21 protein-coding genes and 1 tRNA gene are annotated in these 25,365 nt (G+C 58.4%); 9 read left to right on the top strand and 13 right to left on the bottom strand.

The annotated features are described in order from the left end of the window. The first annotated feature begins 422 nt into the window (after positions 1 to 422). Together DW233_RS02705 and DW233_RS02700 are read left to right on the top strand one after the other, a co-directional pair. Positions 423 to 1,352, top strand: a complete 930-nt coding sequence (locus DW233_RS02705; RefSeq protein WP_158567788.1) for a helix-turn-helix domain-containing protein — start codon at positions 423 to 425, stop codon at positions 1,350 to 1,352. A 56-nt stretch (positions 1,353 to 1,408) separates the two neighbouring features. Beyond that, positions 1,409 to 2,032: an HAD family hydrolase gene (locus DW233_RS02700; protein WP_118266575.1), complete on the top strand. Its 624-nt coding sequence runs from the start codon at positions 1,409 to 1,411 to the stop codon at positions 2,030 to 2,032. Positions 2,033 to 2,354: 322 nt separating this feature from the next. Here the strand turns inward: DW233_RS02700 and DW233_RS02695 are convergent, their stop codons facing one another. Continuing rightward, positions 2,355 to 3,212 (bottom strand): class II fructose-bisphosphate aldolase, encoded by an 858-nt coding sequence (locus tag DW233_RS02695; RefSeq protein WP_022095149.1) that lies wholly within the window; start codon positions 3,210 to 3,212, stop codon positions 2,355 to 2,357. A gap of 335 nt (positions 3,213 to 3,547) precedes the next feature. Between DW233_RS02695 and DW233_RS02690 the strand changes: the two genes are divergently transcribed. After that, a complete protein-coding gene (locus DW233_RS02690) occupies positions 3,548 to 4,351 on the top strand; it encodes a DeoR/GlpR family DNA-binding transcription regulator (protein WP_118266573.1) in 804 nt (267 codons plus the stop codon). A 67-nt stretch (positions 4,352 to 4,418) separates the two neighbouring features. On the opposite strand, the gene DW233_RS02685 is transcribed toward DW233_RS02690, so the two are convergent. Continuing rightward, positions 4,419 to 5,579, bottom strand: a complete 1,161-nt coding sequence (locus DW233_RS02685) for an FprA family A-type flavoprotein (protein ID WP_233547920.1) — start codon at positions 5,577 to 5,579, stop codon at positions 4,419 to 4,421. 129 nt (positions 5,580 to 5,708) lie between these two features. Further along, complete coding sequence (locus tag DW233_RS02680; protein WP_118266635.1) at positions 5,709 to 6,695, bottom strand: LacI family DNA-binding transcriptional regulator; 987 nt, start codon at positions 6,693 to 6,695, stop codon at positions 5,709 to 5,711. A gap of 383 nt (positions 6,696 to 7,078) precedes the next feature. Between DW233_RS02680 and DW233_RS02675 the strand changes: the two genes are divergently transcribed. Both DW233_RS02675 and DW233_RS02670 read left to right on the top strand, forming a co-directional pair. Next, positions 7,079 to 8,284, top strand: coding sequence for a galactokinase family protein (locus tag DW233_RS02675; RefSeq protein WP_118266569.1), 1,206 nt, complete (start codon positions 7,079 to 7,081; stop codon positions 8,282 to 8,284). Beyond that, positions 8,275 to 9,903 carry a UDP-glucose--hexose-1-phosphate uridylyltransferase gene (locus tag DW233_RS02670; RefSeq protein WP_233547919.1) on the top strand — a complete coding sequence of 543 codons (1,629 nt, stop codon included), beginning with the start codon at positions 8,275 to 8,277 and terminating at the stop codon, positions 9,901 to 9,903. The genes DW233_RS02675 and DW233_RS02670 overlap by 10 nt, the downstream gene beginning before the upstream one ends. 315 nt (positions 9,904 to 10,218) lie before the next feature. On the opposite strand, the gene DW233_RS02665 is transcribed toward DW233_RS02670, so the two are convergent. From DW233_RS02665 to DW233_RS02635, 7 genes are all read right to left on the bottom strand, one after another. Beyond that, positions 10,219 to 11,154, bottom strand: coding sequence for a hexose kinase (locus tag DW233_RS02665; RefSeq protein WP_118266633.1), 936 nt, complete (start codon positions 11,152 to 11,154; stop codon positions 10,219 to 10,221). A 53-nt stretch (positions 11,155 to 11,207) separates the two neighbouring features. Further along, entirely contained in the window at positions 11,208 to 12,089 is an 882-nt protein-coding gene (locus DW233_RS02660) for an aldose 1-epimerase family protein (protein ID WP_118266566.1), read from the bottom strand. A gap of 374 nt (positions 12,090 to 12,463) precedes the next feature. Beyond that, positions 12,464 to 12,988: a galactose-6-phosphate isomerase subunit LacB gene (gene lacB, locus DW233_RS02655; RefSeq protein WP_006234831.1), complete on the bottom strand. Its 525-nt coding sequence runs from the start codon at positions 12,986 to 12,988 to the stop codon at positions 12,464 to 12,466. A gap of 63 nt (positions 12,989 to 13,051) precedes the next feature. After that, complete coding sequence (gene lacA / locus DW233_RS02650; protein ID WP_006234830.1) at positions 13,052 to 13,480, bottom strand: galactose-6-phosphate isomerase subunit LacA; 429 nt, start codon at positions 13,478 to 13,480, stop codon at positions 13,052 to 13,054. 307 nt (positions 13,481 to 13,787) lie between these two features. Next, complete coding sequence (locus DW233_RS02645) at positions 13,788 to 14,801, bottom strand: hypothetical protein (RefSeq protein WP_118266564.1); 1,014 nt, start codon at positions 14,799 to 14,801, stop codon at positions 13,788 to 13,790. Positions 14,802 to 15,267: 466 nt separating this feature from the next. Then, on the bottom strand, positions 15,268 to 15,606 hold the full coding sequence (locus DW233_RS02640; protein WP_006234827.1) for a PTS lactose/cellobiose transporter subunit IIA: 339 nt from the start codon (positions 15,604 to 15,606) through the stop codon (positions 15,268 to 15,270). 214 nt (positions 15,607 to 15,820) lie between these two features. Further along, complete coding sequence (locus DW233_RS02635; RefSeq protein WP_118266562.1) at positions 15,821 to 16,825, bottom strand: LacI family DNA-binding transcriptional regulator; 1,005 nt, start codon at positions 16,823 to 16,825, stop codon at positions 15,821 to 15,823. Between the two features lie 356 nt (positions 16,826 to 17,181). On the opposite strand from DW233_RS02635, the gene DW233_RS02630 reads away from it, so the two are divergent. Together DW233_RS02630 and lacG are read left to right on the top strand one after the other, a co-directional pair. Next, a complete protein-coding gene (locus tag DW233_RS02630; protein WP_118266560.1) occupies positions 17,182 to 18,957 on the top strand; it encodes a lactose/cellobiose PTS transporter subunit IIB in 1,776 nt (591 codons plus the stop codon). A 66-nt stretch (positions 18,958 to 19,023) separates the two neighbouring features. Continuing rightward, positions 19,024 to 20,463: a 6-phospho-beta-galactosidase gene (gene lacG / locus DW233_RS02625; RefSeq protein ID WP_118266558.1), complete on the top strand. Its 1,440-nt coding sequence runs from the start codon at positions 19,024 to 19,026 to the stop codon at positions 20,461 to 20,463. A 397-nt stretch (positions 20,464 to 20,860) separates the two neighbouring features. Here lacG and DW233_RS02620 read toward each other — a convergent pair whose 3' ends face one another. After that, the gene (locus DW233_RS02620; protein ID WP_118266556.1) at positions 20,861 to 22,231 is read right to left on the bottom strand and encodes an ATP-binding protein; all 1,371 of its coding nucleotides are present in this window, start codon (positions 22,229 to 22,231) and stop codon (positions 20,861 to 20,863) included. Positions 22,232 to 22,388: 157 nt separating this feature from the next. Then, positions 22,389 to 23,153 (bottom strand): DeoR/GlpR family DNA-binding transcription regulator, encoded by a 765-nt coding sequence (locus DW233_RS02615; RefSeq protein WP_233539123.1) that lies wholly within the window; start codon positions 23,151 to 23,153, stop codon positions 22,389 to 22,391. A gap of 206 nt (positions 23,154 to 23,359) precedes the next feature. Between DW233_RS02615 and DW233_RS02610 the strand changes: the two genes are divergently transcribed. Continuing rightward, positions 23,360 to 24,412, top strand: coding sequence for an aldose epimerase family protein (locus DW233_RS02610; protein WP_117637049.1), 1,053 nt, complete (start codon positions 23,360 to 23,362; stop codon positions 24,410 to 24,412). Between the two features lie 84 nt (positions 24,413 to 24,496). Here DW233_RS02610 and DW233_RS02605 read toward each other — a convergent pair whose 3' ends face one another. Further along, on the bottom strand, positions 24,497 to 24,976 hold the full coding sequence (locus DW233_RS02605; RefSeq protein WP_118266555.1) for a PTS sugar transporter subunit IIB: 480 nt from the start codon (positions 24,974 to 24,976) through the stop codon (positions 24,497 to 24,499). Between the two features lie 207 nt (positions 24,977 to 25,183). On the opposite strand from DW233_RS02605, the gene DW233_RS02600 reads away from it, so the two are divergent. Beyond that, a tRNA-Thr gene (locus tag DW233_RS02600) sits at positions 25,184 to 25,259 on the top strand. Positions 25,260 to 25,365 lie beyond the last annotated feature (106 nt).

Below are 25,365 nucleotides of genomic sequence, written 5' to 3'. Positions count from 1 at the left end.
CCTTTCAAGAGTGTTACTCGATACCTCTGACCTGCGGTTTCATCGTAATGCCAAACCTCATTAAGCCTTTCTTTAGCGCTTCTTTGCGACGGCCGCGGCATAATACTGCCAACGCACGGGACCTAGCAGCAAACCCCGCGCGCAATCTTTTGGTGGACATCGAGGAGGCCGCATAAGCATGCATTCTTCCAATGACGCAGCACAGCAGCCATCCCTAAAACATGCAAACCTTTTCTCCTTCCCCCCGACACAGAGAAACGGCCTCCCCGACTCCCCCACCACAAAAGCCAAACGCTCAACCGACCAGAGCCACAACTTGCGAGCATCCTTCGATAAGCTCCAAGCATCCCTAGACAAGGCGTTCCCCGAACAGGCAAGAGCAATCTAAGCCCATCGCGCTTTATACTGATGCCATGCGAAACATGGATCACATAGAATTGCACCGCGGAGGACGCGAGGAAGCGTTTCCCGAGACCGCCGAAGACTGGCCCTATATTGCCGAACGCGCAGAATTCGCTCGCTATCCGGGCAATTCCGTCCCCTGGCACTGGCATTCCGAAGTTGAGCTTTTCTACATGGAGCAGGGAGCGATTGACTATCGAACGCACGCGGCTCATGAGCACGTACGCTTTGAGGAAGGGTCCGCCGGCTTTATCAACGGCGGCGTTTTGCACAGCACGCTGCAATCACCCAATTCGGCGCCAGCCATTCAAATGCTGCATATCTTTCAGCCGTCGATGCTCGGCGATCCCGCGGGACGTCTCCAAAAGCGCTACATCAACCCATTGCTTCAATGTCGAGGCGTCGATGTGCTCAAATGGTCGCCCACCAATCCCGACGATATGCCCTTTATCGATTTGCTGAAGAGCTCCTTTAGCCACGACCTTCAACGGCCGCAGAACGAGATGGCGCTTCGAAATAGTTTGTCAGAGCTCTGGATTCAGATTAACGCCAAGACCGAACCGCTCTTTTCTTCCGACGGCGCCTCTTGGATGACCAGCCGCGACGTACAGTTCAAGGCAATCCTAGACTTTAACCGCGCAAACTATGCAGCCGCTATAGATGTGCCCCAGATGGCATCTGCAGCCGGCGTAAGCGAAAGAGAGTGCTACCGCATTATCAAAACTTGTGCAGGAACGACCCCGGCGGCATATCTACGCGCATACCGCATAAACCGTGTTTGCGAACTTTTGGCACACACCACGCGAACGGTACAGACAGTCGCGCGCCAATGCGGATTTATAACAGCAAGCCATCTTGGCCAGGTATTTAAAGAACAAATGGGGTGCACTCCTTCGAGCTATCGAGCAGCGAGGCAGAATCTCGATAGCACCAGGCAGAAATCCCGCTAACCCTTCTTCTGTCACTGCATCAAACTTGCAGGCAAACAACAGAGAGGAGCAATCATATGAAGCACTTTGACCATATTGTATTTGACGTTGATGGGACATTGGCAGATACAGAAGAAAGCGTTCTGTCATCGCTTGTCCAGATTGTCCAAGAAGAGACCAGCAAAACGCTTCCCCGACACGAGCTTGACTTTGCCCTCGGCATACCCGGCAAGGATGCCCTTGAGAAACTTGGGATCTACTCGCAGGCAACGTTGGATCGCTGGTGCCAAGTTGCCGCCAGCTTTAAAAGCACCATCAGCGTGTTTCCAGGTTTGCTTGAAGTCATCGCAACACTCGCCGATAGCGGCTGCAAACTTGGCATCGTCTCCTCACGTGCGCGCAACGAATACGCAAAAGAAATTGCACCCCTTGGTTTCGATAAGTATTTTGAGCACATCATCCTTGTCGAAGACACAACCGAACATAAACCCGCGCCCGCACCCATGCTCGAATATCTCCGACGTGCGGGCGCGAATCCTGGCAACGTCGTCTACGTTGGCGACACCGTCTACGACGAACAATGCGCAACTTCAGCAGGGGTCAGTTTTGCCCGAGCAGCATGGGGATCACACCAAGATATCCCAAACGCCACCTACAACCTCAAAACCCCCAACGACCTACTAACCCTAACAACCAAATAACCCACGCGTCCCACCCTTTCAGTCCCAACACCACAAGGGCGATTGAGCAGAACGGCTTGGGCGGGTCCCCGTACTTAGTTTCCAAAATCATTCCGCAGCGCGAAGGCTTCTTATTATTTTCCGCCCTAACGCCACAAGGGCGACGACCTCGAGTAGGTCAACCTGGGAGGGACGAGGGCTTAGTTCCCCAATCTTTCCGCAGGGGGCAAAAAGCCTCGCCGCGCGAAGTGCGCAGCGAGGCTTTTTGCATGCCCGAGGACGATTGGGGAACTAAGCCCTCGTCCCTCCCCGGGATATGTAGCGAGTCGGAGTACCCTTGCTGTTACTCTGCTTTGCCCACAGAGTTGAGGTTGGTCATGCGGATCTTAACCAGCTCGGTGATCTCACGCATGCCCTCCTTGGCCGGCTTCTTAGGATCGAAGCAGGCAGGGTTCTCGGCCATGTAGGCCATGAAGCCCTTGGTGTAGGCCTGACGCAGCTCGGTGGCGTAGTTGACCTTGCAGATGCCGTTCTTCACAGCCTCGGCAACCTGCTCATCGGGCACACCGGAAGTGCCGTGCAGAACCAGCGGCACGTCGACGGCGTCGCGGATGGCCTTGACCACCGACTGCTCGATGTGCGGATCGCTCGTGTACACGCCGTGGCTGGTACCAACGCCAATGGCCAGCGAGGTGCAGCCCGTGCGCTCGACGAACTCCTTGGCCTCGGCAGGATCGGTGTAGGGGCTCTCGCCCTCAACCGCGGGGCCGTCGTCCTCCTTGCCGCCAACCTTGCCGAGCTCGGCCTCGACGGGCACGCCCATGGCACGGCCAGCATCGGCGACGGACTTGGTCAGAGCGATGTTGTCCTCGAAGGACTCGTGCGAACCGTCGATCATGACGGAGGTGTAGCCCGTGCGGAAAGCCTGCATGCATCGGTCATAGCCATCGCCGTGATCGAGGTGCAGGGCAACGGGCACGGAAGCGCGCTCGGCGGCAGCCTTGACCATGCCGTAGAAGTAGTCCAGACCAGCGGTCTTGATGGTGCCCGGGGTGGTCTGCATGATGACGGGGGACTTGGTCTCCTCGGCAGCGGCCAGAACGGCCATAACAAACTCGAGGTTCTCGACGTTGAACGCGCCGACGGCGTAGTGGCCGGCCTGAGCGTCCTTGAGCATCTTTTCGGTGGTAACAAGTGCCATGAGCGTTTGCTCCTCTCCCTCGCCCGCATCTGGACATCGGGCGTACGTGTCCGCAAGGCGTTTTACCTTGCGTTTTGCTGCGCTCATTGTATGAAAATCGCATCTGTCGCATGTACGAGATATCGCCGGCACGCAGGCCAAAACGCTCGTTTTTGAAAAGCAAACGGAAGGGATTCAGGCTAAATTTCCCTATCCGACATTACCGTTTTCAAGCGAATCATCTTTCTTTTATAGAAAAGATAAGTAATCGAAAGGCGTTTACTTGCTCAAAAAGAAAATGAACGAAAATAGACTCAACACAATTCCTGCAAATTTAGGCTGAGGATGGAGCAGCTATGGCCCACGCAACAACCCGAGCTTTCGCCGATGAGCGACGCGCCGCCATCATGGAGATGCTTGAACATAACGCCTCGGTGCAAGTAGCAGAAATCGCCCAGACCTTTGGCGTGTCCTCCGTTACCGCCCGCGCCGACCTAGACGCGCTCGCCGAGTCCGGCAAGCTGCGCCGCACGCATGGTGGCGCCGTGTCGCTCCACAAACGCTTAACCGTCTCCACGCAGGATCGCCGCATCAACGTCAACGTTGCCGCCAAGCAAGCCATTGCCCAAAGCGCTATCAGGCTTGTTAACGACGGCGACACGGTGCTTGTCGACTCCGGCACCACGGCACTCGAGTTCGTTCGGCTCCTCGACCAGCGCGATGGCATCACCGTCATCACGGCCGACATTACCATTGCCGATTACATCGACGAGAGCATGCCCTCAGTCGATGTCGTCATGCTGGGCGGGGCACTGCGCAAAGGCCATCGCTATCTGTACGGCCCACTTACCATGCAGGCGCTCCAAATGGTCCACGCCGATCTTGCCGTCATGTGCCCTGGCGCTTTCGTTCCCGGCTGCGGCTTTACCACCGACTTTCCCCAGATGGCCGAGACCAAAGCGGCTATGGTCGGTGCTGCTCGTCAAAGTGTCGCCCTCATGGACGCCAGTAAGGTCAACGGACGTGGCATGTACCGCTTTGCCGAGCTGACCGACGTCAACGCCATCGTGATGGACCGTGACCCCGATCACGCCGTCGCCACCTCAATCGCCGAGATCGCCGACGACGCCCGCCCAAATTTCCTCATCGCCGGCGCTTAAACAAAAACCACCACAAAGGTTCACCGTCCCCTTTGTGGTGGTTTGAGCGTTAAACGTGAACGTATCGCTACTTGGAAAGCTCGTCAGCGAGGGCCTCGATCTGAGCGCGCGAGGCGTCGTTGAGCGAACCCAGGACGGTCACCTTGTTCTGCGTCAGGGTGATGTCCTTCATACCCTCGAGCTCCTTGGTCATAATCTTGGCAGCTGCGGGCGCCCAGGAGCCGCCCTCGACGAGCGCCACCGTACGGTTCTGGTAGGCATGCTCGGCAAGCGTATGGATAAAGGTGCTCATGAATGGGAAGATCTCGCCCTGATAGGTGATGGAAGCGAGTACCAGACGGTCATAGCGGAACGCATCCTCAACGGCCTCGGCCATGTCGTCGCGAGCCAGGTCAAAGACGGAAACCTTCTGGCCGCGGGCCTCGAGCGCAGATGCAAGCTCCTCAACGGCAGCCTTCAGATGGCCATACACGCTCGCATAGGCAATCGTGATGCCCTCGTCCTCGGGCTGATAGCTCGACCAAGTGTTGTAGGTGTCGAGGTAATAGCCAAGGTTCTCGGTCAGCACGGGGCCGTGAAGCGGGCAGATGATCTGGATGTCCAGGTCGGCGGCTTTCTTGAGCACGGCCTGCACAAACTTGCCGAACTTGCCCACGATGCCAAAGTAGTAACGGCGCGCCTCGCAGGCCCACCCTTCCGGATCCTCGATGTCGTTGGCGCCAAACTTGCCAAAGCCGTCGGCACTAAAGAGCGCCTTGTCGGTAGCCTCGTAGGAGAAGAGTACCTCGGGCCAGTGCACGTTGGGGGCGCCGACAAACGTTAGGCTGTGGCCGCCCAGATCAAGCACGTCACCCTCTTTGACAACCATCTTGCGCTCGGGGAAGTCGGTGCCAAAGTAGTTGACCATCATGCGGAAGGCGCCCATGCTTGCCACAATCTGCGCCTGGGGATAGCGCTCCATAAAGGCGGCGATGCCGGCGGAGTGATCGGGCTCCATGTGATGGATGACCAGGTAGTCGGGCGTGCGGCCGTCGAGTACGGTCTCGAGGTTGCCGAGCCACTCGTCGACAAATCCGCCATCGACCGAATCGGCGACAGCGATCTTCTCGCCCAAGATAACGTAGCTGTTGTATGCCATACCGTTCTCGGACACATCGTACTGGCCCTCGAACAGGTCGATGTCATGATCGTCAACGCCAATGTAGCGGATATCCTTGGTGATCTCCATCAGGCAAAGCCTCCTAGATAGACAAATGAACCCGTCTATCATAGCACTCGCCTTCATAGTCACGGCTATCTGCCGGCATCCTTACCGATTGTTATTGATATGCAACGCCGAGCCGTTGACCTGCGAAAACTATGCGCGCGGCGCTGCCGTGGTGTGTCGAACGATGAGCTGACCGGGAATACGAATGGCGACGGTTTTGTCCGATGCCCCCGCCTTGGGAACTGCGCGCTCGAACACCTCGCGCCCGCGCTGATGCAGATCGAATCGAACGGTCGTGAGCTCGTTATGTGCGACAAAGTCGTCGAGCGAGTCATCGACGCCCACCACGCTCACGTCCTCGGGCACGCGCAAGCCGCTGTCGCGCAGCGCAGCGATAGCGCCGTTTGCCATTTGGTCGTTTGCCGCGTAAATCGCCGTCATGGTGCGGTCGTGCTCAGCCAGGTACCGAGCGGCCTCGTAGCCGCTGTTGGCAGACCAGTCGCCCTCGAGTGGTGCCTGCGGCTTAATGTGTTTACGCTCGAGTGCATCCTGCCAGCCAGCACGGCGAAACTGCTCGTCAACCGAGAAGGACGGACCGCCGATAAAGCGAATCTGCTCGTGTCCCAGCTCAAACAGATGATCCATGAGCAGCAGCGAGCAACCGTAATGATCGGAGTCGACTGTGGTCACCCGCGGGTGCGCATACATGGTGACGATAACCGTGCCAATACCCGGCAACGGATCGAATGTCTCAAAATCGGGCGCCATACGACTCATGCCGATAATGATGCCGTCGACGGGTAGCGCAGCCATACGACGCGTTGCCTCGGCAAGCGAGAACTCCTCGGTCTTGGACATCTCGACCAGCGTGATGGCGCAGCCACGCTCGCGGGCCGCGCTGGCAATGCCGTCGATCATCGTAAGGTTGCCAAACTTGGTGACATCGTTGACGCACAGGCCGACCGAATGGTAACGGCCGTCGCGCAGCGAACGACCGGCATAACTCGGACGGAAGCCGAGCTCTTGCATAGCGGCTTGCACGCGCTGGCGCGTCTGCTCGTTGACGTTAGGAAGGCCGTTGGCAACGCGCGAGACCGTCTGCTGCGAAACGCCGGCAGCGCGGGCGACGTCGGCCATGGAAACCGGACGCATACCTGTATCGTTGGAAGGGCGCCTTGCCACAAAATCACCTTCGCTCTTGCGAGATCTAAATAGCGTGAATGTCGGACCGGGCGGAAATACGCCCCGCACCGATGCCCGCTATCGTCGGACGCATGTTAACGTACTCTACTTTTTCTATCAGCGCCTCTTCTGCTTTATAAGTCCATACGGCAGTACCGTTCACGGCTGAATTTCTACCGATTACCAGATTCTCAAAAAGTGATAAGTGTTGTGTTATGAGTACGTTAACATAGCCCGTAACGTGCGGCATCGTAGATGCTGAGTTTATGCCGCTTCAGATTGTTAACGTACTCACTACGACGGAAAACTCGTCAGTATGCGCCAAGGAAAGGACCCTCATGACCACCCCCGACGAAAAGACACTCGCCACGCTCACCAAGCTGTTTGAGGAGGAGTTTGGCCCCATCGGCGATCGCCAGGTGCTCTATGTGCACGCGCCCGGCCGCTCCGAGATCAGCGGCAACCACACCGACCACGAGGGCGGCCACGTTATCGCCGGCTCGCTCGATGTCGCCGTTGACGGCATCGCCGTGGCAACCGATTCCAACAAGGTCCGCGTTGCCGACGAGGGCTATCCCACGTTTGAGATCGTGCTCGACACGCTAGACGTTCAGGAGTCCGAGAAGGGCACGTCCGCGAGCCTCGTCCGCGGCATGGCCCACGAAATCGCTGCTCTGGGCGTTGAGCCCCAGGGCTTCGACTTCGCCTTCACCTGCTCCGTCCCCTCGGGCGGCGGCCTTTCCAGCTCTGCCGCCGTCGAGGCCGCGTACGGCCGCGCCATGGAGACGCTCTGGGGCGCGCCCGCCATTGAGCCCGTCGCGCTCGCCCAGATGAGTCAGCGCACCGAGAACAACTATTACGGCAAGCCCTGCGGTCTGATGGACCAAGCCGCCGTGTGCCTGGGCGGCCTCGCCTACATGGACTTTGAGGACCAGGCCCAGCCTAAAACCCAGAAGCTCGAGCTCAACTTTGAGGATCACGGCTATGCGCTCGTGCTCGTTAAGGTTGGCGCCGACCATGTGGCGGCTACCGACGACTACGCCGCCGTTCCGCGCGAGATGCAGGACGTCGCCGCCGAGTTTGGCAAGGCACGCCTGTGCGAGGTCAACGTTGCCGACTTTGACGCCAAGCTCCCCGAGCTGCGCGCCAAGCTGGGCGACCGCGCCTGCCTGCGCGCCGTTCACTACTGGTACGAGAACGGCCTGGTCGACAAGCGCTGGGCAGCCCTGAACGCTGGCGACATTGACCAGTTCCTGGTCCTGACGCGCGAGTCCGGCACCAGCTCTGCCATGTACCTGCAGAATGTTGTTGCCAAGCTGGGTTCCGAGCAGCCTTCCATGTATGCCCTGGCGCTGGCCGAGCACGTGCTCGACGGCCGCGGCGCCGTCCGTATCCACGGTGGCGGCTTTGGTGGCACCATCCAGGCCTTCGTGCCGCTCGATCTGGTCGACACCTTCATTGCCAAGATGAACGGCTGGCTGGGCGAGGGCTCTGCCCGTCACTACGCCATCTCTGACAAGGGGGCTTACGCGGCATGGCTGTAATGACTGACGTGCGAGAGGCCGCGCAGAACCTGATCGAGTACGCCATCCACCGATCGATGATCGGCCAGGACGACCGGATCTGGGCATACAACACCATTTTGGAGTGCATCGGCGCCACGGGTCCCGCACTCGATATGGCCTGGGCGCTCCAGGTTGAGAAACTCTCGCTCTTGCACCCCAATACCCTGCCCGACTTTGATCTTGAAGGCACGCTTGCCGCGCTTTCCGAGGCCGCCGTTACCAACGGTGCCGCCGAGGACACGGCGTCAGGCCGCGACCGCATCGCCATGCGCATCATGGGTGCGCTCATGCCGAGGCCTTCGGTTGTAAACGAGGAGTTCAACGGACGCATGGGCGTCAACGAGCCCCGCGCCGCAACCGACTGGTTCTACGGCCTGTGCTGCGACGCCGGCTACGTGCGCCGTGCCGCCATCGCGCGCAACATCAAATGGAGCACCCCCACCAACTGGGGCGATCTTGAGATCACCATCAACCTGTCCAAGCCCGAGAAGGACCCACGCGATATCGCCGCGGCTGGTGCCGCAAAGAACACGGGCGAGAAGTATCCCGCCTGCCAGCTCTGCATCGAAAACGAGGGCTATCCCGGACGCTCCGCCGTAGCCGACGGCGGCGCTCACCCCGCTCGCCAAAACCTGCGCATTATCCCCATCCAGCTCAACGGCGAGCGCTGGGGCTTCCAGTACAGCCCGTACGCGTACTTTAACGAGCATTGCATTGCCATGAGCTCCGAGCATCGTCCGATGCACGTCGACCGCAAGGGCTTGACCTGCCTGCTCGACTTTGTGGACCTGTTCCCGCATTACTTCATCGGCTCCAACGCCGACCTGTCTATCGTGGGCGGCTCGATTCTGTCGCACGACCACTTCCAGGGCGGCGCGCACGAGTTCCCCATGATGCATGCCGCCGAGGTCTCGCAGTTTAGCGTGCCCGGTTTTGACCAGGTCACCGGCACTGTGCTGCAGTGGCCGCTCTCGGTGCTGCGCCTGCGCTCGCATGACCGCGCTCAGCTGCTCGACGCTGCCGAGAAGATTATCCTCGCCTGGCGCGAGTGGACCGACGAGTCTGTGGGCGTTATCGCGCACACGGCCGACGGCGTAGCGCACAACACCGTGACGCCCGTCATCCGCCGCGTCGACTCCCGCGGCAACGCCGGCGGCGAGATCTACGAGGCCTACCTGGCGCTTCGTTGCAACATCACGACCGACGAGCACCCGCTGGGCGTGTTCCACCCGCATGCCGAGTTTCACCATATTAAGAAGGAGAACATCGGCCTGATCGAGGTCATGGGCCTGGCCATTTTGCCGCCGCGCCTGGTTCCCGAGCTCGGCGCTGTCCGCGAGCACCTGCTGGCGGCCAAGGTCGACGCCAGCTACGACCTTGCCAGCGCGCTCGAGGGCGACGACCTTTGCCGCAGCCACGCCGCATGGGCCGAGGACGTTTTTGCTCGCCGCGCCGATGAGCTTACGGCGGACAACGCCATCGATATCCTGCACGAGGAGGTCGGCGTGGTGTTCGGCCACGTGCTCGACAACGCCGGCGTCTTTAAGTGGGACGAAGCCGGCCGCGCCGCCCAGCAGCGCTTTATCGACTCACTGTAATGATCCCCTGGGGACGAAGGAAAACGGATCATTTCGTCTTCAAGACAACGGCGCCCGCCGGCAACATCGCCAGCGGGCGCCGTTTTTGCGTGTAGTCATTGGGGACGCTCTTAAACGACCAGTCATTAAAGAGCGTCCCCAATAATTACGTCGATGTTTTGGCAACGACAGCGAAAGCCCGCCAGAGCGAGCAAGGTGCCTTGAAACAAGGCGGCATTGACCTTCTGGTCATGCCGCCGCAGTTGAAAGGCAGATTGCCGCTCTGGCGGGTTTGCAGCGTCGAGCCGTTACGCGGTTTGGCAAAACCGCGTAACCTTAGAGCTCAGTTACCTCAACGTTGTTGTAGATCTCGTCCCAGCGGTCCATGACCAGGTGGCCGGTCTTGGGATCCATGGCGTTGAGCTTGCCGCAGGTATTGGCGGTCTTGAGCACCGTGACATCGTCGGCACCAGCAGCAATGGCATGCGCAAAGCCGGCGATGGTCGAGTCGCCGGAACCCGTCGCGTTCACGGCCGCAATCGCGGGCGTCTTGGCGCGGAACGCGCGACCCTCATGGAAGCCCACCGAACCGGCAGCGCCCATCGAAACGACAACCCAGGGGATACCGGCAAAGCGGCCATCGGCGGCAAGCGCCTCGCGCAGGGCATCGACATCATCGGTCGTAAAGGACGTACCCAGCAGGCCGTTAATCTCGGTCAGGTTGGGTTTTACGAGCTCAGGCTTAGCGTCGGACTCCAGCGCGGCCTCCAGCGATGCACCCGAGGTATCGAGCAGCACCTTGGCGCCCGCCTCCTCGGCGATCTTGACGAGCTCGGCATAGTAGCCGGCATCGACGCCACGCGGCAGCGAGCCCGAAAGCGTCACAACGTCCGCCTTCGCCGCGAGTTCGGCGAACTTGGCCGTAAAGGCCTCGAGCTCGGCCGGGGCGATCTGCGGGCCGCTCTCCAGCAGCTCGGTCTGATTACCCTCGTGCAGAATATTCAGGCAAATGCGCGTCTCACCGGCGATGGGCACAAAGTCGTTCTTGACGCCGTCGGCATCCATAAGCTCGGCCATATAGGCACCCATGTGGCCGCCAAGCAGACCAGTCGCGAGCACGTCGTCTCCCAGTTGCAGCAGCACACGGCTCACGTTGAGGCCCTTGCCGCCAGCGGTCTTTTCGGGCGTGACGCGGTTAACGTCGTCAATGACCAGCTTGTCGAGCTGATAGCGCGTATCAATCGACGGGTTCATGGTAACGGTCAGAATCATATTGAACTCCTGTTCCGGGGCGGCACGACCCACCCCAAACATACGATAGCTCGTTAAAGGATCTCGATCTCAAAGCCGCGGGTGACGGTCTCCCCCGGCTTGGCCACCAGGCAGCCACGCTTGTGCTCCAGAATATCGTCCTCGTCGGAGCAGGTGGACAGACCACCCCACGGTTCAACAGCCACAAAGTCGCCCTCGGGCTTGCTCCACACAATCAGGTACGGCATATCGGGGAACGTCAGGCGCACGCCCTTGTCCTCGGTTTTCTTGGTCAGCGCAACCACGCGGCTCTCGAGCACGTCAAAGATGGTCTCCGCGAAGTCGAAGAGTTCGTGGGTAAGCGGCAGGCTCTGGTCGATCATGGGGTTCTTGCTGCGATGCTCAACATCAATCAGGCCAGTCGAGGGAACGGCAGTACAGAGCTCGGTGGCCTCACGCTGCTCAAAACGAAGCTCATAATCGTCATAGGACTCGCCCTCGTCGAGCGGGCACTTAAAGCCGGGGTGACCGCCCACAAAGAATGGCATATCCTCGGTGCCCTCATTGGTCACCTCGTACGACACGGCCACCTTAGCCGCATCGATCGTGTAGCGCGCGACGATCTTAAACGGATACGGATACTGCTCGAGTAGCTCGGCGTGGTCGGCAGAGCTTAGGCTCAGCGCAACCATGCTGTCGCCCTGCTCCTCGAGCTTCCACTCCTGCTTGCGGGCAAAGCCGTGGCGGGCAAGCTTGACCTCGCGGCCGCCCATGGTCATCGCGCGGCCGTCACGAAGGCCGCCGCAAATCGGAAAGCAAATGGGTGCCTGGCCCGACCAGACCGCCGGATCGCCCTGCCACAGGTACTCACGGCCGTTGGCCGCAATAGAAGTGAACGACCCGCCCGCCGTGGTCAACGCCACACGAATCAAACCGTTATCAAGAACAAACTCCATAGGAGCCTTCCCTTTCTTACGACAGCCCGCCAAGTCAATAGGGCTGATAGAAAACCGGCCCGCGCCCCCTCACAGAAACGCGAGCCGTCAATTGAAAAGCTGCAGAATGCCGGGTACCGCCAAAACGAAGCACACAAGCTCGGCAAGCAAACGTGTTATCGGAGCAACTTGCCATACCAGAACGCTTCGCAACAACAGCGGTAACCCCACAGGCCACTCAAACATCAGCGAGAAGCCAGCTGGCGAGGCAAGGTGCCGTGAAGCGAGACGGCATTGACCTTCTGGTCATGCCGTCGAAGCTGAGCGGCAGATTGCCCGCCAGATGGCTTCGCAGCGTCGACCGGTCCGGCGTTTGTTAAAACGCCGGAACCCCCTTAGTCGTGATACTCGCCGCGGTCCCACTTCTCGAGGAACTCGTCAAAGAAATGCGGGTCAGCCTGAGCCTCAGCGTCGGCCTTATTGCAGGCATCGATCTTGGCAATCAGGGCATCGTGCTCGGGGGTCTTCTCGTAGGGCTCCTCCAGGAAGGCAAGCATGATATCAGCCATCAGGAACTCGCCGGTGATCTTGCCGCCAAAGCCCACGATGTTGGCGTTGAGCTCGCGACGGGCATACAGGGCGGAGGTCATGTCGCGAACCAGGGCGCAACGGGCGCCGGGAACCTTGTTGACGGCGTTGGTGATGCCGATGCCGGTGCCGCACAGGGCCACGCCAAAGTCGGCCTTGCCGCTGGCAACAGCCTCGCCCACGGCCTTGCCGTAGATGGGATAGTGCGTACGGGTGTGGCTGTAGGTGCCGCAGTCGAGCACCTTGTAGCCAGCCTGCTCCAGGCGGTCGGCCAGATAGATCTTCTCGTCCGTAACGATATGGTCGCAACCGATTGCGATGGTCTTCTTCATCAGAACGTCCTTTCGTCTGAATTCACAAGTTGAGGTAGAAGTTCGAGTTCTCGGTGGCTCTCGTTAGGCCATCTTGTTGAGCATGTCGACACGGATCTGGTGACGGCCGCCGGCGTACTGGGCGCGCAGGAACTCGCGGGCGATCTTCTTGGCGACCTCGGTGCCCACAACGCCCGGGCCCATGGTGACCATGCGCGAACCGTTGTGCTCGCGGGTCATGTAAGCGGAACGCTCGTCGGAAATGTTGGCGACGACCATGCCCTTGATCTTGACGGCGGCCATATAGGAGCCGACGCCGTACTTATCGAATGCGAAGCCCTGGGAATCCTTGTGCTCCAGCAGGTCCTTGGCAACGGCGGTCGCGGAATCGACAAAGTCCGCGGCAGGGGTCTCGGAATAGTCGACGACCTCGTGACCGTCGGCAATGAGCATCTCCTTGATGGACTCCTTCATCGACATACCGTCGGCATCGGAAGCGATTACAACCCTCATGACATCCTCCTTGAGAGATACGCAGGTGCGTAGTTTCTGTTTGGAAGTGTTGAATCGCGTTCAGGTCCGGGCATCTGAATGTGCGGTTCTTCACTGTTCATGTTTATTAGAACACATTCAAACATCGGGTGCAACCATTATTTGTTTAACTTTGTTCTTTTTTGAACAAATACCGTTCACGGTTGATTGCCGACCGTTTGAGCCCGGCGCAGACGTAGCGACCATGTGTTCAACAGACAAAAGGGCGGCCGAGAACGTGTCTCGACCGCCCTTCTTACGGTTGATCTTCCAAAGATCGCTTTGCCGCCTACTCAGACTGCCCACTCTTCTTGGCATGTTTGGACGGAGCGCTCAAGAAACGACCCATCAGATAGTTCGCGGGACCGGAGACATCGATCCCCAGCAGCACGTGTCCTAGCCATAGGAACGCCACGAGCACCAGTAGAGGAATCACACACGAGGTCACGATCATCACGATGACGCCTTCGATGAGGTCGGTCACCTGCTGCACGATCTTGTCGGTCATCTGCTTGGCACCGCTGGTCACCGACGTGACCAGGCTCGAGGCCCCGTCAGTCAACTGCTCGAGCACGTTTTTGGACTCTGTAGACTCGGTCTTTTTCTTGCTTGCTTTGGAGCTGTCGCTATCTGCCGCACTCGCAGCGTCGGCCGCCTTTTGCTCGGCCTGTTCAATGCTGACGCGATATGTCTCGTCGACCTTTTGCGATACCCACACGCTTGCAGGCACCAACGCCATGCCGATCATGGCGACTATCAGCACGCGGGTCGCCACGCGGCGCAGGACGGCACTCGTGCTCCAGCGTCCGTGAATGCCAAGCGAGACCGCAAAGAGCACCAACGCAAACGGGATTAAGATGCCCAAGCCAACCGACCACAAAATCGTGAGCAAGTATTTCTCTAGGTATAGCACGGCAAGCACGATACCGAGGTTGCCTGAAAGCTGTGCGAGCTGCTCGGCAACCGGCGTTCCCGTATCTCCAGGCAGCGCCGTGATGCCCGCAGACAGGGCAACGCACGAGGTCGTGAGCGCCAAAACGTTGCCCTTCTTTTGATCGATAACCTCGATGGTGGAGTCCCAAGTCTTGGTATCGGCAAAATGCGGGCGCGCGACAAAGCCCGACAGGAGCGCCATAACCACAAGGGCGACGATGATGCCAATCTGCAGTTTTTTGTTTGCGCACACGACATCGGACAGGCTGGGCTGCAGCTCGGTTACTGTCGTGTGCTCGGTTATCTGGACAGAACGCCCATGAGCTACCTCGTGCGCGTCTCTCTTTTGAATCAATCCGTTGTCCGGCATTTGGATACCTCCTCATTCCGGCCTGTAATGCGGTGGAAAGTATACCCACCCATCGAAAAACCGAACGGGAAGGCGTGCAGAAGCTCCATAACGCTGCTAGTCGAATAGTGCCATTTCAAAACTATGCCGGTTTACTACGATAAAACCGATAGGACCGACCACATTTGCTATTAGTAGAAAATGACAAGCGTTCTACCTGCGGCTTTGATAACGCTGTTCTTTCCATAGTTGAAAGAATGCGATTCATCGTAGTAAACCGGCATAGTTTTGTAACCGACAGGCCGATTCGGCATCGCAGCAAACCTAATGACCCGTTTTCTTCCATCCTCAAAGGATCAAATGCATGGCAGGAGCGTCCCTAACTGCCGGCAGATAAGGAACGTCCCCAGGTGCCGGGTAAACAGAAAAAGCCCTGTCGCGGGTTTGCGGCAGAGCTTTTGGAAGGGGACTTGATTGTGAGGATTCGTTAGGCGAGCTTGGCCTCGAGCTCAGCGATGCGCTTGTAGGCATCGATGGTAAAGCGGGTCTGCTTCTCCAAGATCATGGTGGTCATGAGGGTGTCCTGAGCGTGGGCCATGATGAAGGTCATCTCCATCTCGCCGCCGCCGGCCTCCTGCGAAAGCAGCTTGGTCTGCGTGTCGTGGGCGCCAATGAGTGCATCGCTCGCATCCTTGTGCAGCTGTTCGGCCTTCTCAAAATCACCCTCGCGAGCAGCATCGAGCGCTGCAAGCAGATCAGTCTGGGCGTCACCCGCGTATGCGACGATCTCGAATCCAACCATCGAGATTTCTTCTTTGGTTGCCATATTGCGTTCCTTTCACATATGAACCAATGGAGAGCATCGCGTCCGGGCATACGCGCTGCGTTGTGTATGACAGAAACATTAACATTCAAACAAAACAGAACAATGCAAAACGCAATTTCGAGCTATGAACGGTCGATTTTCGCCCGTGAACGGTTTTTAAACCAATGCGAACAATATCGAACACAATTAGTGGCAACCCAAACAGGTCCACACCCTAGCGTACATCGCGCACCGTATCACCCTCTACGAGCATGCCGGGGATCAGCATGTGCTCCACGCCAGACGCAACCCCCTCGGCGCCGGCAATCTTGTCGACAGCCCACATGCCGACGCGCTTGTTGTCAAAGCGCACCGTGGTCAGGCGACGGTCGGGCACGATGTCGCCCAGGCTGTCATCAACACCCGCCACGCTCACGTCCTCGGGCACGCGCTTTCCGCGCGATTCGAGCCCGCGAATGCAGCCGTAGGCCATGGCGTCGTTGGAAGCATAAATGGCCGTACAGGTCGGATCGTCCGCCAGAGCCTGACCGGCAGCATATCCGCTCTGCGCCGTCCAATCGCCACGGACGAGTCGCGGCGGCTCAATACCATGCGCACGCAATGTCTCGCGCCAGCCCTCCTCGCGCTGCATGCCCGAAAGCGAGCGCTCGGGGCATGAGATAAAGTGCACGGTCTTGTGCCCCTGCTCCAGCAAGTACTCGACCACATGGCGCGAGCAATCGAACTGATCGTTATCAACCGTCGAGCACAGCGGGTGCTCCAGCATGGTAACGAGCACCGTCTGCATACCGGGCAGCGGCTCGAAGGTGCCAAAGTCCGCCGGCATGCGATTCATGATCACAACCATGCCATCCACCGGCAGCGCGCTCATGCGCGACGATGCGCTCTCGAGGGTATACGGATGCCCGTCTACTTTAGTGAGGGTGATGGCATAGCCATGTTTGTCGGCCGCGGCGGCAAAGCCCTCCATGCGGTCGAGGTTGCCGGTGCCGGTAATGTTGAACATGGCGACGCCGACGGTCTTAAACTTGCCACGGCGCAGCGATCGACCGGCAAAATTGGGGCGATACCCCAGCTCGCGCATGGCGGCACGCACGCGCTCCTTGGTCTCGGGGCGCACGCTGGGCGAATCGTGCACCGTACGCGAGACTGTCTGCTCCGAGACGCCCGCGAGACGCGCCACGTCCTTAACGGAAACCGATTTTTTAACAGCGGCCATAGGTCGATCTTTCTATGTCAACGATGCCATTGGCGGCACCCTACGCAGTCAAATGAACGCCTTCAAGTATATCCAACACCTCCCCCACAATACGTTTACCACCTAAAACCTACCGTTCACCGACAATCTTGCTTCCCCGAACGGCTTTTGTCGCCCAAATGTTAACGTTGCCATTGTGCAAACACAGAGCCACCGGGCGGCTCAATCGTTTACGCATAAGGAATCGATGGTTCGCAGGCACAGGAACCAACGGTTCGCGTCTTTTATTGTGTCGCAAAATGGCAACGTCAACATTTTGGCAACCGAACGCCAAAAGCTACCATCGTTGCTAACCCACCGACTCTTAGGAGCTTTGCATGGAGCAACTCATCGCCATCATCGAAAAGGGCCAACCCTTTTTCAACGCGATCGCCCGCAACAAGTACCTCAAGGCGATCCGCGACGGCTTTATCTCCGTCATCCCCATCATCATCTTCTCGTCCATCTTCTGCCTGGTAGCCTCGGTCCCCAACATCTGGGGTTTCTACTGGCCCGATGACATCAACAACGCCCTGTGGAAGTGCTACAACTACTCCATGGGCATCCTGGCCATCGCCTGCGCCGCCACCACGGCCAAGCACTTCGCCGACGCTCAGAACCGCGATCTGCCCAAGAACAATCAGATCAACTTTATCTCGTGCATGTGCGCGGCCATCATCGGCTTCTTGCTCCTTTCGAGCGACACGATCGCCACGGACGCCGCCAGCGGCTTCAACACCACCTACCTTGGTTCCAAGGGCCTGCTGACCGCCTTCATCGCTGCGTTTGTGACCGGCATCATCTACAAGTTCTTCATTAAGCGCAACATCACCGTCAAGATGCCCGAGCAGGTTCCGCCCAACATCTCGCAGACCTTTAAGGACATCATCCCCTTCTCCGTCTGCATCACCGTCTTTTGGGTCTTTGACATCGTCTTTCGCGCTGCCTTTGGCTTCTGCTTTGCCCAGGGCGTCATCCAGGTGTTCCAGCCCCTGTTCACCGCTGCCGACGGCTACATCGGCCTCGCTGTGATCTACGGCGCCATGAGCCTGTTCTGGTTCGTGGGCGTCCACGGCCCCTCGATCGTCGAGCCCGCCATCGCCGCCGCTCTCGTTGCCAACATGACCGACAACCTGGCTGCGTTCCAGGCTGGCCAGCACGCTTCCGCTGTCCTGACCCAGGGTGCCCAGTACTTCGTCGTCTGCATGGGCGGCACCGGCGCCACGCTCGTCCTGGTCTTTATGTTCTGCTTCCTGGCCAAGTCCCAGGAGATGCGCGCCGTCGGTAAGGCCGCCATCGTCCCCGTGTGCTTTGCCGTCAACGAGCCGCTGCTGTTCGCCGCACCCATCGTGCTCAACCCCGTCTTCTTTGTCCCGTTTGTCTTTGCCCCGATCGCCAACATCTGGATCCTCAAGATCTTTATCGACTTCTTGGGCATGAACGGCTTTATGTACACCCTGCCCTGGACCGTCCCCGGCCCCATCGGCACCATCATGGGCCTGGGCTTCCAGCCGCTCGCCTTTGTGATGCTCGCCCTCATCCTGGTCGTCGACTTTGTCCTGTACTACCCGTTCTTCCGTGCCTATGACGCCCAGAAGTGCGCCGAGGAGGCCGAGATCTCCCAGGAGGAGCTCGCCGCCAAGAACGCCGAGAAGGCCGCCAAGCTCAACGATGCCTTCCAGGGCAAGGCTGACGCCAAGAGCGTTGCCGCCGGCGCTGCTGCCGAGGCCGTGAAGGTCGACTCCCCTGCCGCTTCTGCAGCACCCGCTGCCGAGGCAACGACCGCCAGCGAGCTCAACGGCAAGCGCGTGCTCGTGCTCTGCCAGGGCGGCGGAACCTCGGGTCTGCTCGCCAACGCGCTGGCCAAGGCTGCCAAGGAGCGCGGCATCAATCTTGAGACCGCTGCCGAGGCATATGGCAACCACGTGGACATGCTCCCCGACTTTGACCTGGTCGTCCTGGCCCCGCAGGCCGCAAGCTACCTGGCCGACCTGCAGAAAGACTGCGAGCGCGTGGGCAACAAATGCGTCGCCTGCCGCGGTAAGCAGTACATTGAGCTCTCCCAGAACGGCGACAAGTCTCTCGCCTTCGTCTCCGAGCAGCTTTCGAAGTAAGTAACGCTCAGGGCCAGCCGACCATCCAAGACCGGCTGGCCCTTCGATTTAGACGATTGGATCATCATGTCCGTTAACCCTGCTAGCGTCACCAACCCGCCCGCGCAGTTTCCCGAGGACTTTGTCTTTGGCGGCGCCACTGCTGCCTACCAGGTAGAGGGCGAGACCCGCACTCACGGTAAGGGCAAGGTCGCCTGGGACGACTTCCTGGAGGCCCAGGGCCGTTTCTCCCCCGACCCCGCCTCCGACTTCTACAACCAGTACCCCGTCGATCTGGAGCTGTGCGAGGAGTTTGGCATCAACGGCATTCGCCTCTCCATTGCCTGGAGCCGCATCTTCCCCAACGGCACCGGCGAAATCAACCCCGAGGGCGTCCAGTTCTACCACGATCTCTTCGCCGAGTGCCATAAGCACCATGTTGAGCCGTTCGTCACGCTGCATCACTTTGACACGCCGCTTCCCCTCTTTGAGAAGGGTGACTTCCTCAACCGCGAGACCATCGATGCCTTTGTGGACTTTGCCACCTTCTGCTTTAAGGAGTACGCCGACCAGGTGACCTACTGGTTCACCTTTAACGAGATCTGGGCCGACGCCTCCAACACCTACATCGAGGGTACCTTCCCCGGCGGCGTCAAAGCTCATCTGGCCGAGGCCTTCCAGTGCGAGCACAACATGATGCTCGCCCACGCCAAGGCCGTGCTGGCCTTCCACAACGGCGGTTTTAAGGGCAAGATCGGCGTCATCCAGTCGCTGGAGTTTAAGTACCCACTCAACGAGAACGACCCCGCCGACATCAAGGCCGCCAACAACGAGCACGTGCTGCAGAACCAGTTTCTGCTCGACGCTACCTTCCGCGGCGACTACGCGCCCGACACCCTCGAGTGCGCCAACCGCCTGGCCACCATCTCGGGCGGCACCATCGAAATCCTGGACGAGGATCTCGAGATTATGCGCGGAGCAGCGCTCTACAACGACTACTTGGGCGTTAACAACTACCAGTGCCGCTTCCTCAAGGCTTACGATGGCGAGAACGACCTGCACCACAACGGTACGGGCGAGAAGGGCACCGGCCGCTGGCGCGTCAAGGGCATTGGCGAGCACGTGAACAAGCCCGGCATCCCCACCACCGACTGGGACTGGATCATCTATCCCGAGGGTCTGTTCGATCTGCTCGTCTACATTAAGCAGCGCTACCCCAACTACAAGCAGATCTTCATCACCGAGAACGGCATGGGCTACAAGGACCCCTACAAGGACGGTTTTGTGGACGACCAGCCGCGCATCGACTACATCGAGCAGCACTTGCGTTGGCTGCTCAAGGCCATGGAGGTGGGCGTCAACGTGGGCGGCTACTTCCTGTGGAGCCTGCAGGATCAGTTCTCCTGGACCAACGGCTACAACAAGCGTTACGGCTTCTTCTACGTTGACTTTGAAACCCAGAAGCGCACGCCCAAGGCAAGCGCCTACTGGTACAAGCACGTGGCGCAGACCCGTCGTCTGGACTAGTGCCTTGCGACTAGCGAGATGCCCCGCTCACACAACCTGCCCCCATTCCTCAGCCGGGGGCGGCACGTCACACGGCGCGCCGCCCCCGGTCTTTTTGTGCAGGTCGGAAGCCGTTTGTCTCGATCTGTAACATCCAGCCGAGCTTTTCAGTCCCAACTGTTACAGATTGAGACAAACGTGGAGGCCAGGCCGAAATATCTAAATCTGTAACACTTAACCCGGTTTTGGACGTCTAGTTGTTACAGATTTAGATAAACGTGCGAGCCAATCCCTTCAATCTAAATCTGTAACAACTAGCTTGTGTTTTCGCCCCTAGCTGTTACAGATCGAGACAAATAAAATAGACCGGGCTGACAATCTCAGCCGCATGCCCCCCTTTTTGGCCGCATTCCACCGATCAGATAAAGATCGTCATATACAGAGGTAGATATATCCTATGCCCTTCAGCCCTGAGCTGTTTTGGGTGAAGAACTATCTCTTCTCCGACTCGTCGTTCGAATCGTCTGCCGAAATCGTCAAGCGAGATTGTTGAATACGATTTGGAAGATTTAACTTCAACAGGAGTGACCCGCGGTTTTCCAGCCGCGTCTTCAAAGCCGCGCGAAACAAGAAAATCAATTTCACGCGTTCTGGGCCGACTCCCCTCTGTTTTGGAAGGCTCCTGCCAGCTGTAATAAAAAAGCGAATGCCCCAGACTCTTAAGCTGCTGCGCCACGATGTTCTCGATTAGCATTCCTTTATTAATTGAAATTCTTCCAAATTGAATGTCTCTATGAACATCCATAAGGTCCGGACCATCATCAAACGCCAAGCTCACGAGCAATCCCGTGTCCGCCATATAGCATTTAAGCGAAGACGCGTCCTCGTGCAGGCGGTAACCCACGCTCGGATCACTGCACAAAAAGCAACGGTTAATTAGTCGCGCATCCTCAAGCCAAATTAACGCCGACTCATATGTCTCAAAACGGGACCCCTTCTCCAGGCTGTCAAATTTAAACCGTTTGTTTGCCGCAGATAATTGACCCGGAATGTCATCATAAACCGCCCGCGCACGCCTAGCGTCCGAACCTCCAAACTTGGCAATGTCCTCCCTGTACAGTGCGATAATCTGCCGTTTAACCCTGTCGCATCCTCTAAAATCATTCTCTGCCACAAAGGAGTCGACCGACTGAGGCATGCCGCCGACAAGCATATACTCATCAAACAATCTCATACACGTCGCATGAACACTGTCCGGAAGCGCGGTCCGAGATTCGCGCGCCTTACGGATCTCTTCTGCATAAAGATCTTTTCCGGTCGCCCAAAGATATTCCTCAAAATCGAGGGGCTCGAGAGGGATTCTTTCTTCCTCTGAAGGTATGACAATGCTATCGACATTCTTTTTGATAGAGACAAGCGAGCCTGTCTCGATGTAATCAAATCTGCCGTCTTCTACAAGATGCTTTATGTATTCGCGCGCGATGGGAAACCGCTGCACTTCATCAAAAATGACCAGTGACTCTCTCGGCACGAGGGCCTTGCCATACTGCAGCTGGAGCATGCGTAAAAAAAGATCGACATCTTCACGATAGTTCAGAAATATATCGTGTGTGGCTTTGCTGGCAGCCGAAAAGTCAATGTACAGATAATCCTTGTATTCATTTTGCGCGAAGCACTTGACGAGTGTCGTTTTGCCAACGCGTCTTGCACCCTCAATAAGCACCGCGGTGCGCCCTTGCGAGCGTTCTTTCCACTCCTGCAGACGATCATATGCCTTCCGTTTAAACATAATCTCACCTCAGCTTAATTTACGTGCTAGTTTACAAAAATACCGACCTTCAGATATATCTAATAATACAAAAATACCGACCTTTAAATGAGCTTATAGCTACAAAAATACCGACCATTGCAATGGCCGAAACACACAATATCACCCGCAGCACGAGCTAGCAAATGACCTGCGTGTGCTCCTCGATGGCGGCGCGGTCCTCGTCGGCAATATCCGGCTCGCACACCACGGCGTCCAAGCTGTCCAGGCGGCAGAAGGTGTAGAAGTCGCGTTTGCCGATCTTGCTGGAGTCGGCGATCAGATAGCGCGAGTCTGCCTTGCTAAAAGCGAGCTGCTGGATACGGCCCTCGTCCATGTTGGACGTAGACACGTCACCGTCCAAGATGCCGTTGGCGCCGATAAACGCCGCATCGATGCCCAGTGCACGTAGGGTATCCTCGGCCGTCGGCCCCACAAAAGCGGCAGTGCGGCGGCGGTACATACCGCCCACGAGGCACAGCTCGCAGTCCTCGCGCTCCTCGAGCAGGTTGAACACCGAAAGCGAATTGGTCACGATACGCAGGCGAAACGCCGGCAGCATCGAGGCCATCTGCTCAACCGTGGTGCCCGTGCCCAAAAAGATGGTCGAGCCCTCCTCGATAAGCTCCACAGCACGGCGCGCAATCTGCAGCTTTTCCTCGGCATGCTTAGTGCGCTTTTCGCTGTGCGAATACTCATGGCGCAACATAGCGTGCGGACGGCCCTGTGCACTGCGGGCTCCGCCGTGCACGCGCTCGATCTCGCCTAGGCTCGCAAGTTCTTCGAGGTCGCGGCGAATCGTCATGTCCGAAACGCCCAACGCATCCGAAATCTCTTTGACCGAGACCGTGCCCTGCTCCTCGAGCAGCTGACGAACCTTATCCTGTCGCTCTGCCTTAATCACGATGAATCCTCGCCGTTCTTTGCGCGCATATCATTCAAACAGTAACGAACAAATTGTATCAGACTCGTACGCGTCAAAAATGAACGCCCGCACAGCTCCAATCATCACTTTTTTGAGAAAAATACCCTCAGCTTTAGTGGGGTGTAGTGATAATCTCGCCTGTTCGCGCTACAGTTTTTCGGAAATACCTCGATGTTAGGAACCAAATGATCACTTCCGAGCTTTTCGGCACCGCGCCGTGCGGTACCCCCGTTCATCGTTACACCCTCGACGGGCCCGAGATCTGCGTTCGCATTATGGACTATGGCGCCACGGTGCTTGGTATCGATGTGCCCGACATTCCCGGCAACGTGCGCGATGTGGTGCTGGGCTTCGATAAGCTCGAGGATTACTTTGACAACCCCGCCTGCTTTGGCGCGACCATCGGCCCTGTGGCAAACCGCACCGCTGGCGCCACGATCGCCATCGACGGCACGGACTGGCATATGCCCGCCAACGAGGGCGCCAACAACCTGCACAGCGACCTTGAGCACGGCCTGCACAAACGTGTGTGGGATGTTGAGCTCGACGAGGTCCATAACGCCGTGCGCATGACCACCTCGCTTAAGGATGGCGAGCTGGGCCTGCCCGGCAACCGAACCTTTACGGCCGTGTTTACCGTTACGCGCACCGGCGTCTTCCGCATCGATTATGGCTGCGAGAGCGACCGCGCCACCTACGTGTCCATGACCAACCACACGTACTTTAACCTTGCAGGCCATAACGCCGGCATGGACTGCGAACATTTCTTTGTCGCCAACGCCGCCCACTACCTGCCCATTAACGAGCAGAACATCCCCACCGGCGAGATTGCTCCGGTCGAGGGAACACCGTTTGACTTTCGCGAGCTTCGCCCCGTCGCACCCGGCATGGAGGCCGACGACCCGCAGATCAAGCAGGCCCGTGGCTACGATCACTGCCTGTGCATCGATGGCTATCAGTACGGCCGCAACCTGCGCCGCGCGATGCACGTCGAGGAGATGTGGACCGGTCGTGAGATGGACTACTACACCACTGCCCCGGGCGTGCAGCTCTACACCGGCAACTGGCTGGGCGACGAGCACGCCAAGGACGATGCCAACTATGGCTGGGGCGCCGGCTTTGCCCTCGAGGCCGAGATGTACCCCGACACGCCGCACCAGCCTCTGTTCCCGCAGGGCATTGTGGGCCCGGGTCACCCCTATAGCAATGTGATCGAATACCACTTTATGAGGCACTAAGCCCATAACGCAATAAGTCGCACAGCAGCGCCCGCCGACACCACCGCCGACGGGCGTTTTTCTACCTATTCATTGGGGACGGTCTTAAATGACTAGTTGGATGGGGTCGGGATTGGAGCTGGGGAGGTAGCGGATTTCTAGTTCTATGCCGAACGCTTGCAGCTCTTTGAAGGCAGCGATGTCCGTATCGTCTACGGCGACTGCGGACGTTATGGGGTGCTTGCCTTTCCCCGCCTGCATATGGCCGATGCTGATCTTGGCGATCGGCACACCGCCCTTAACCAGCGCGAGCACATCCGCGGGCGACGCCACCATGATCAGAATCAACTGGCGCGGCGTTGCGGTATGAATGATGTCGATGGTCCTTTGCACCGAGAAAAACCGCGTCCAAACGCCTACCGGCGCCGCCACCCTCATGGGTGCCCATTGGCGCGAATCCGCCGCGATCTCATCGTTGACGATTAAAACAAGGTTGGAACCCACGGCTTCGTTCCACAGCTCAACGTCTTGCCCGTAAATGAAACGGTCATCAATACGCGTGAGAAGGATCTTGGGCTGAGCCATGGCTGCCTCATTCTGTTTGAGACCCATATGAGCGGGACGTCGGCCACCAGCTCAATAGCAGGTCAAGCGCCAAATGGACGCCGCAGACATCACGTCTCCAATATTAGTGCATTTAAAGTGAGAAAAGCCGTCAGAACACTTGCGCGGATGTGCGATGTCCCGTATCATAGACAGCCGTTGACGCCTCAGTTGCGTCACCACATGGCCGCCAGCGTAGCTCAGTTGGTAGAGCACCGCTCTCGTAAAGCGGGGGTCACCGGTTCGAGCCCGGTCGCTGGCTCCATTGCACAAGATAGCCGCCTTCGGGCGGCTTTTTTGTTGCCGATTTTGAGTGCGTGTGCGCCAACCCAAGCGTCGCCACGGCTTCAGCTCCCCTATTCAAAACAGAA

This window comes from Collinsella sp. AM20-15AC, assembly GCF_003471405.1.
In the GTDB taxonomy this organism is placed as follows: domain Bacteria; phylum Actinomycetota; class Coriobacteriia; order Coriobacteriales; family Coriobacteriaceae; genus Collinsella.
This window is presented reverse-complemented; position numbering and strand designations above follow the sequence as displayed.

Coding starts and splice junctions, on each gene's coding strand:
- DW233_RS02680 (WP_118266635.1), bottom strand. CDS start 6,695: ATGGCCGACGTCGCCCGCGCTGCCGGCGTTTCGCAGCAGACGGTCTCG.
- DW233_RS02630 (WP_118266560.1), top strand. CDS start 17,182: ATGGAGCAACTCATCGCCATCATCGAAAAGGGCCAACCCTTTTTCAAC.
- DW233_RS02675 (WP_118266569.1), top strand. CDS start 7,079: ATGACCACCCCCGACGAAAAGACACTCGCCACGCTCACCAAGCTGTTT.
- DW233_RS02700 (WP_118266575.1), top strand. CDS start 1,409: ATGAAGCACTTTGACCATATTGTATTTGACGTTGATGGGACATTGGCA.
- DW233_RS02605 (WP_118266555.1), bottom strand. CDS start 24,976: ATGGCTCAGCCCAAGATCCTTCTCACGCGTATTGATGACCGTTTCATT.
- lacA (WP_006234830.1), bottom strand. CDS start 13,480: ATGAGGGTTGTAATCGCTTCCGATGCCGACGGTATGTCGATGAAGGAG.
- DW233_RS02635 (WP_118266562.1), bottom strand. CDS start 16,825: ATGGCCGCTGTTAAAAAATCGGTTTCCGTTAAGGACGTGGCGCGTCTC.
- DW233_RS02695 (WP_022095149.1), bottom strand. CDS start 3,212: ATGGCACTTGTTACCACCGAAAAGATGCTCAAGGACGCTCAGGCCGGC.
- DW233_RS02640 (WP_006234827.1), bottom strand. CDS start 15,606: ATGGCAACCAAAGAAGAAATCTCGATGGTTGGATTCGAGATCGTCGCA.
- DW233_RS02685 (WP_233547920.1), bottom strand. CDS start 5,579: ATGGAGATCACCAAGGATATCCGCTACATTGGCGTTGACGATCATGAC.
- DW233_RS02660 (WP_118266566.1), bottom strand. CDS start 12,089: ATGGAGTTTGTTCTTGATAACGGTTTGATTCGTGTGGCGTTGACCACG.
- DW233_RS02670 (WP_233547919.1), top strand. CDS start 8,275: ATGGCTGTAATGACTGACGTGCGAGAGGCCGCGCAGAACCTGATCGAG.
- DW233_RS02665 (WP_118266633.1), bottom strand. CDS start 11,154: ATGATTCTGACCGTTACCATGAACCCGTCGATTGATACGCGCTATCAG.
- DW233_RS02620 (WP_118266556.1), bottom strand. CDS start 22,231: ATGTTTAAACGGAAGGCATATGATCGTCTGCAGGAGTGGAAAGAACGC.
- DW233_RS02610 (WP_117637049.1), top strand. CDS start 23,360: ATGATCACTTCCGAGCTTTTCGGCACCGCGCCGTGCGGTACCCCCGTT.
- DW233_RS02690 (WP_118266573.1), top strand. CDS start 3,548: ATGGCCCACGCAACAACCCGAGCTTTCGCCGATGAGCGACGCGCCGCC.
- DW233_RS02645 (WP_118266564.1), bottom strand. CDS start 14,801: ATGCCGGACAACGGATTGATTCAAAAGAGAGACGCGCACGAGGTAGCT.
- DW233_RS02705 (WP_158567788.1), top strand. CDS start 423: ATGGATCACATAGAATTGCACCGCGGAGGACGCGAGGAAGCGTTTCCC.
- lacB (WP_006234831.1), bottom strand. CDS start 12,988: ATGAAGAAGACCATCGCAATCGGTTGCGACCATATCGTTACGGACGAG.
- lacG (WP_118266558.1), top strand. CDS start 19,024: ATGTCCGTTAACCCTGCTAGCGTCACCAACCCGCCCGCGCAGTTTCCC.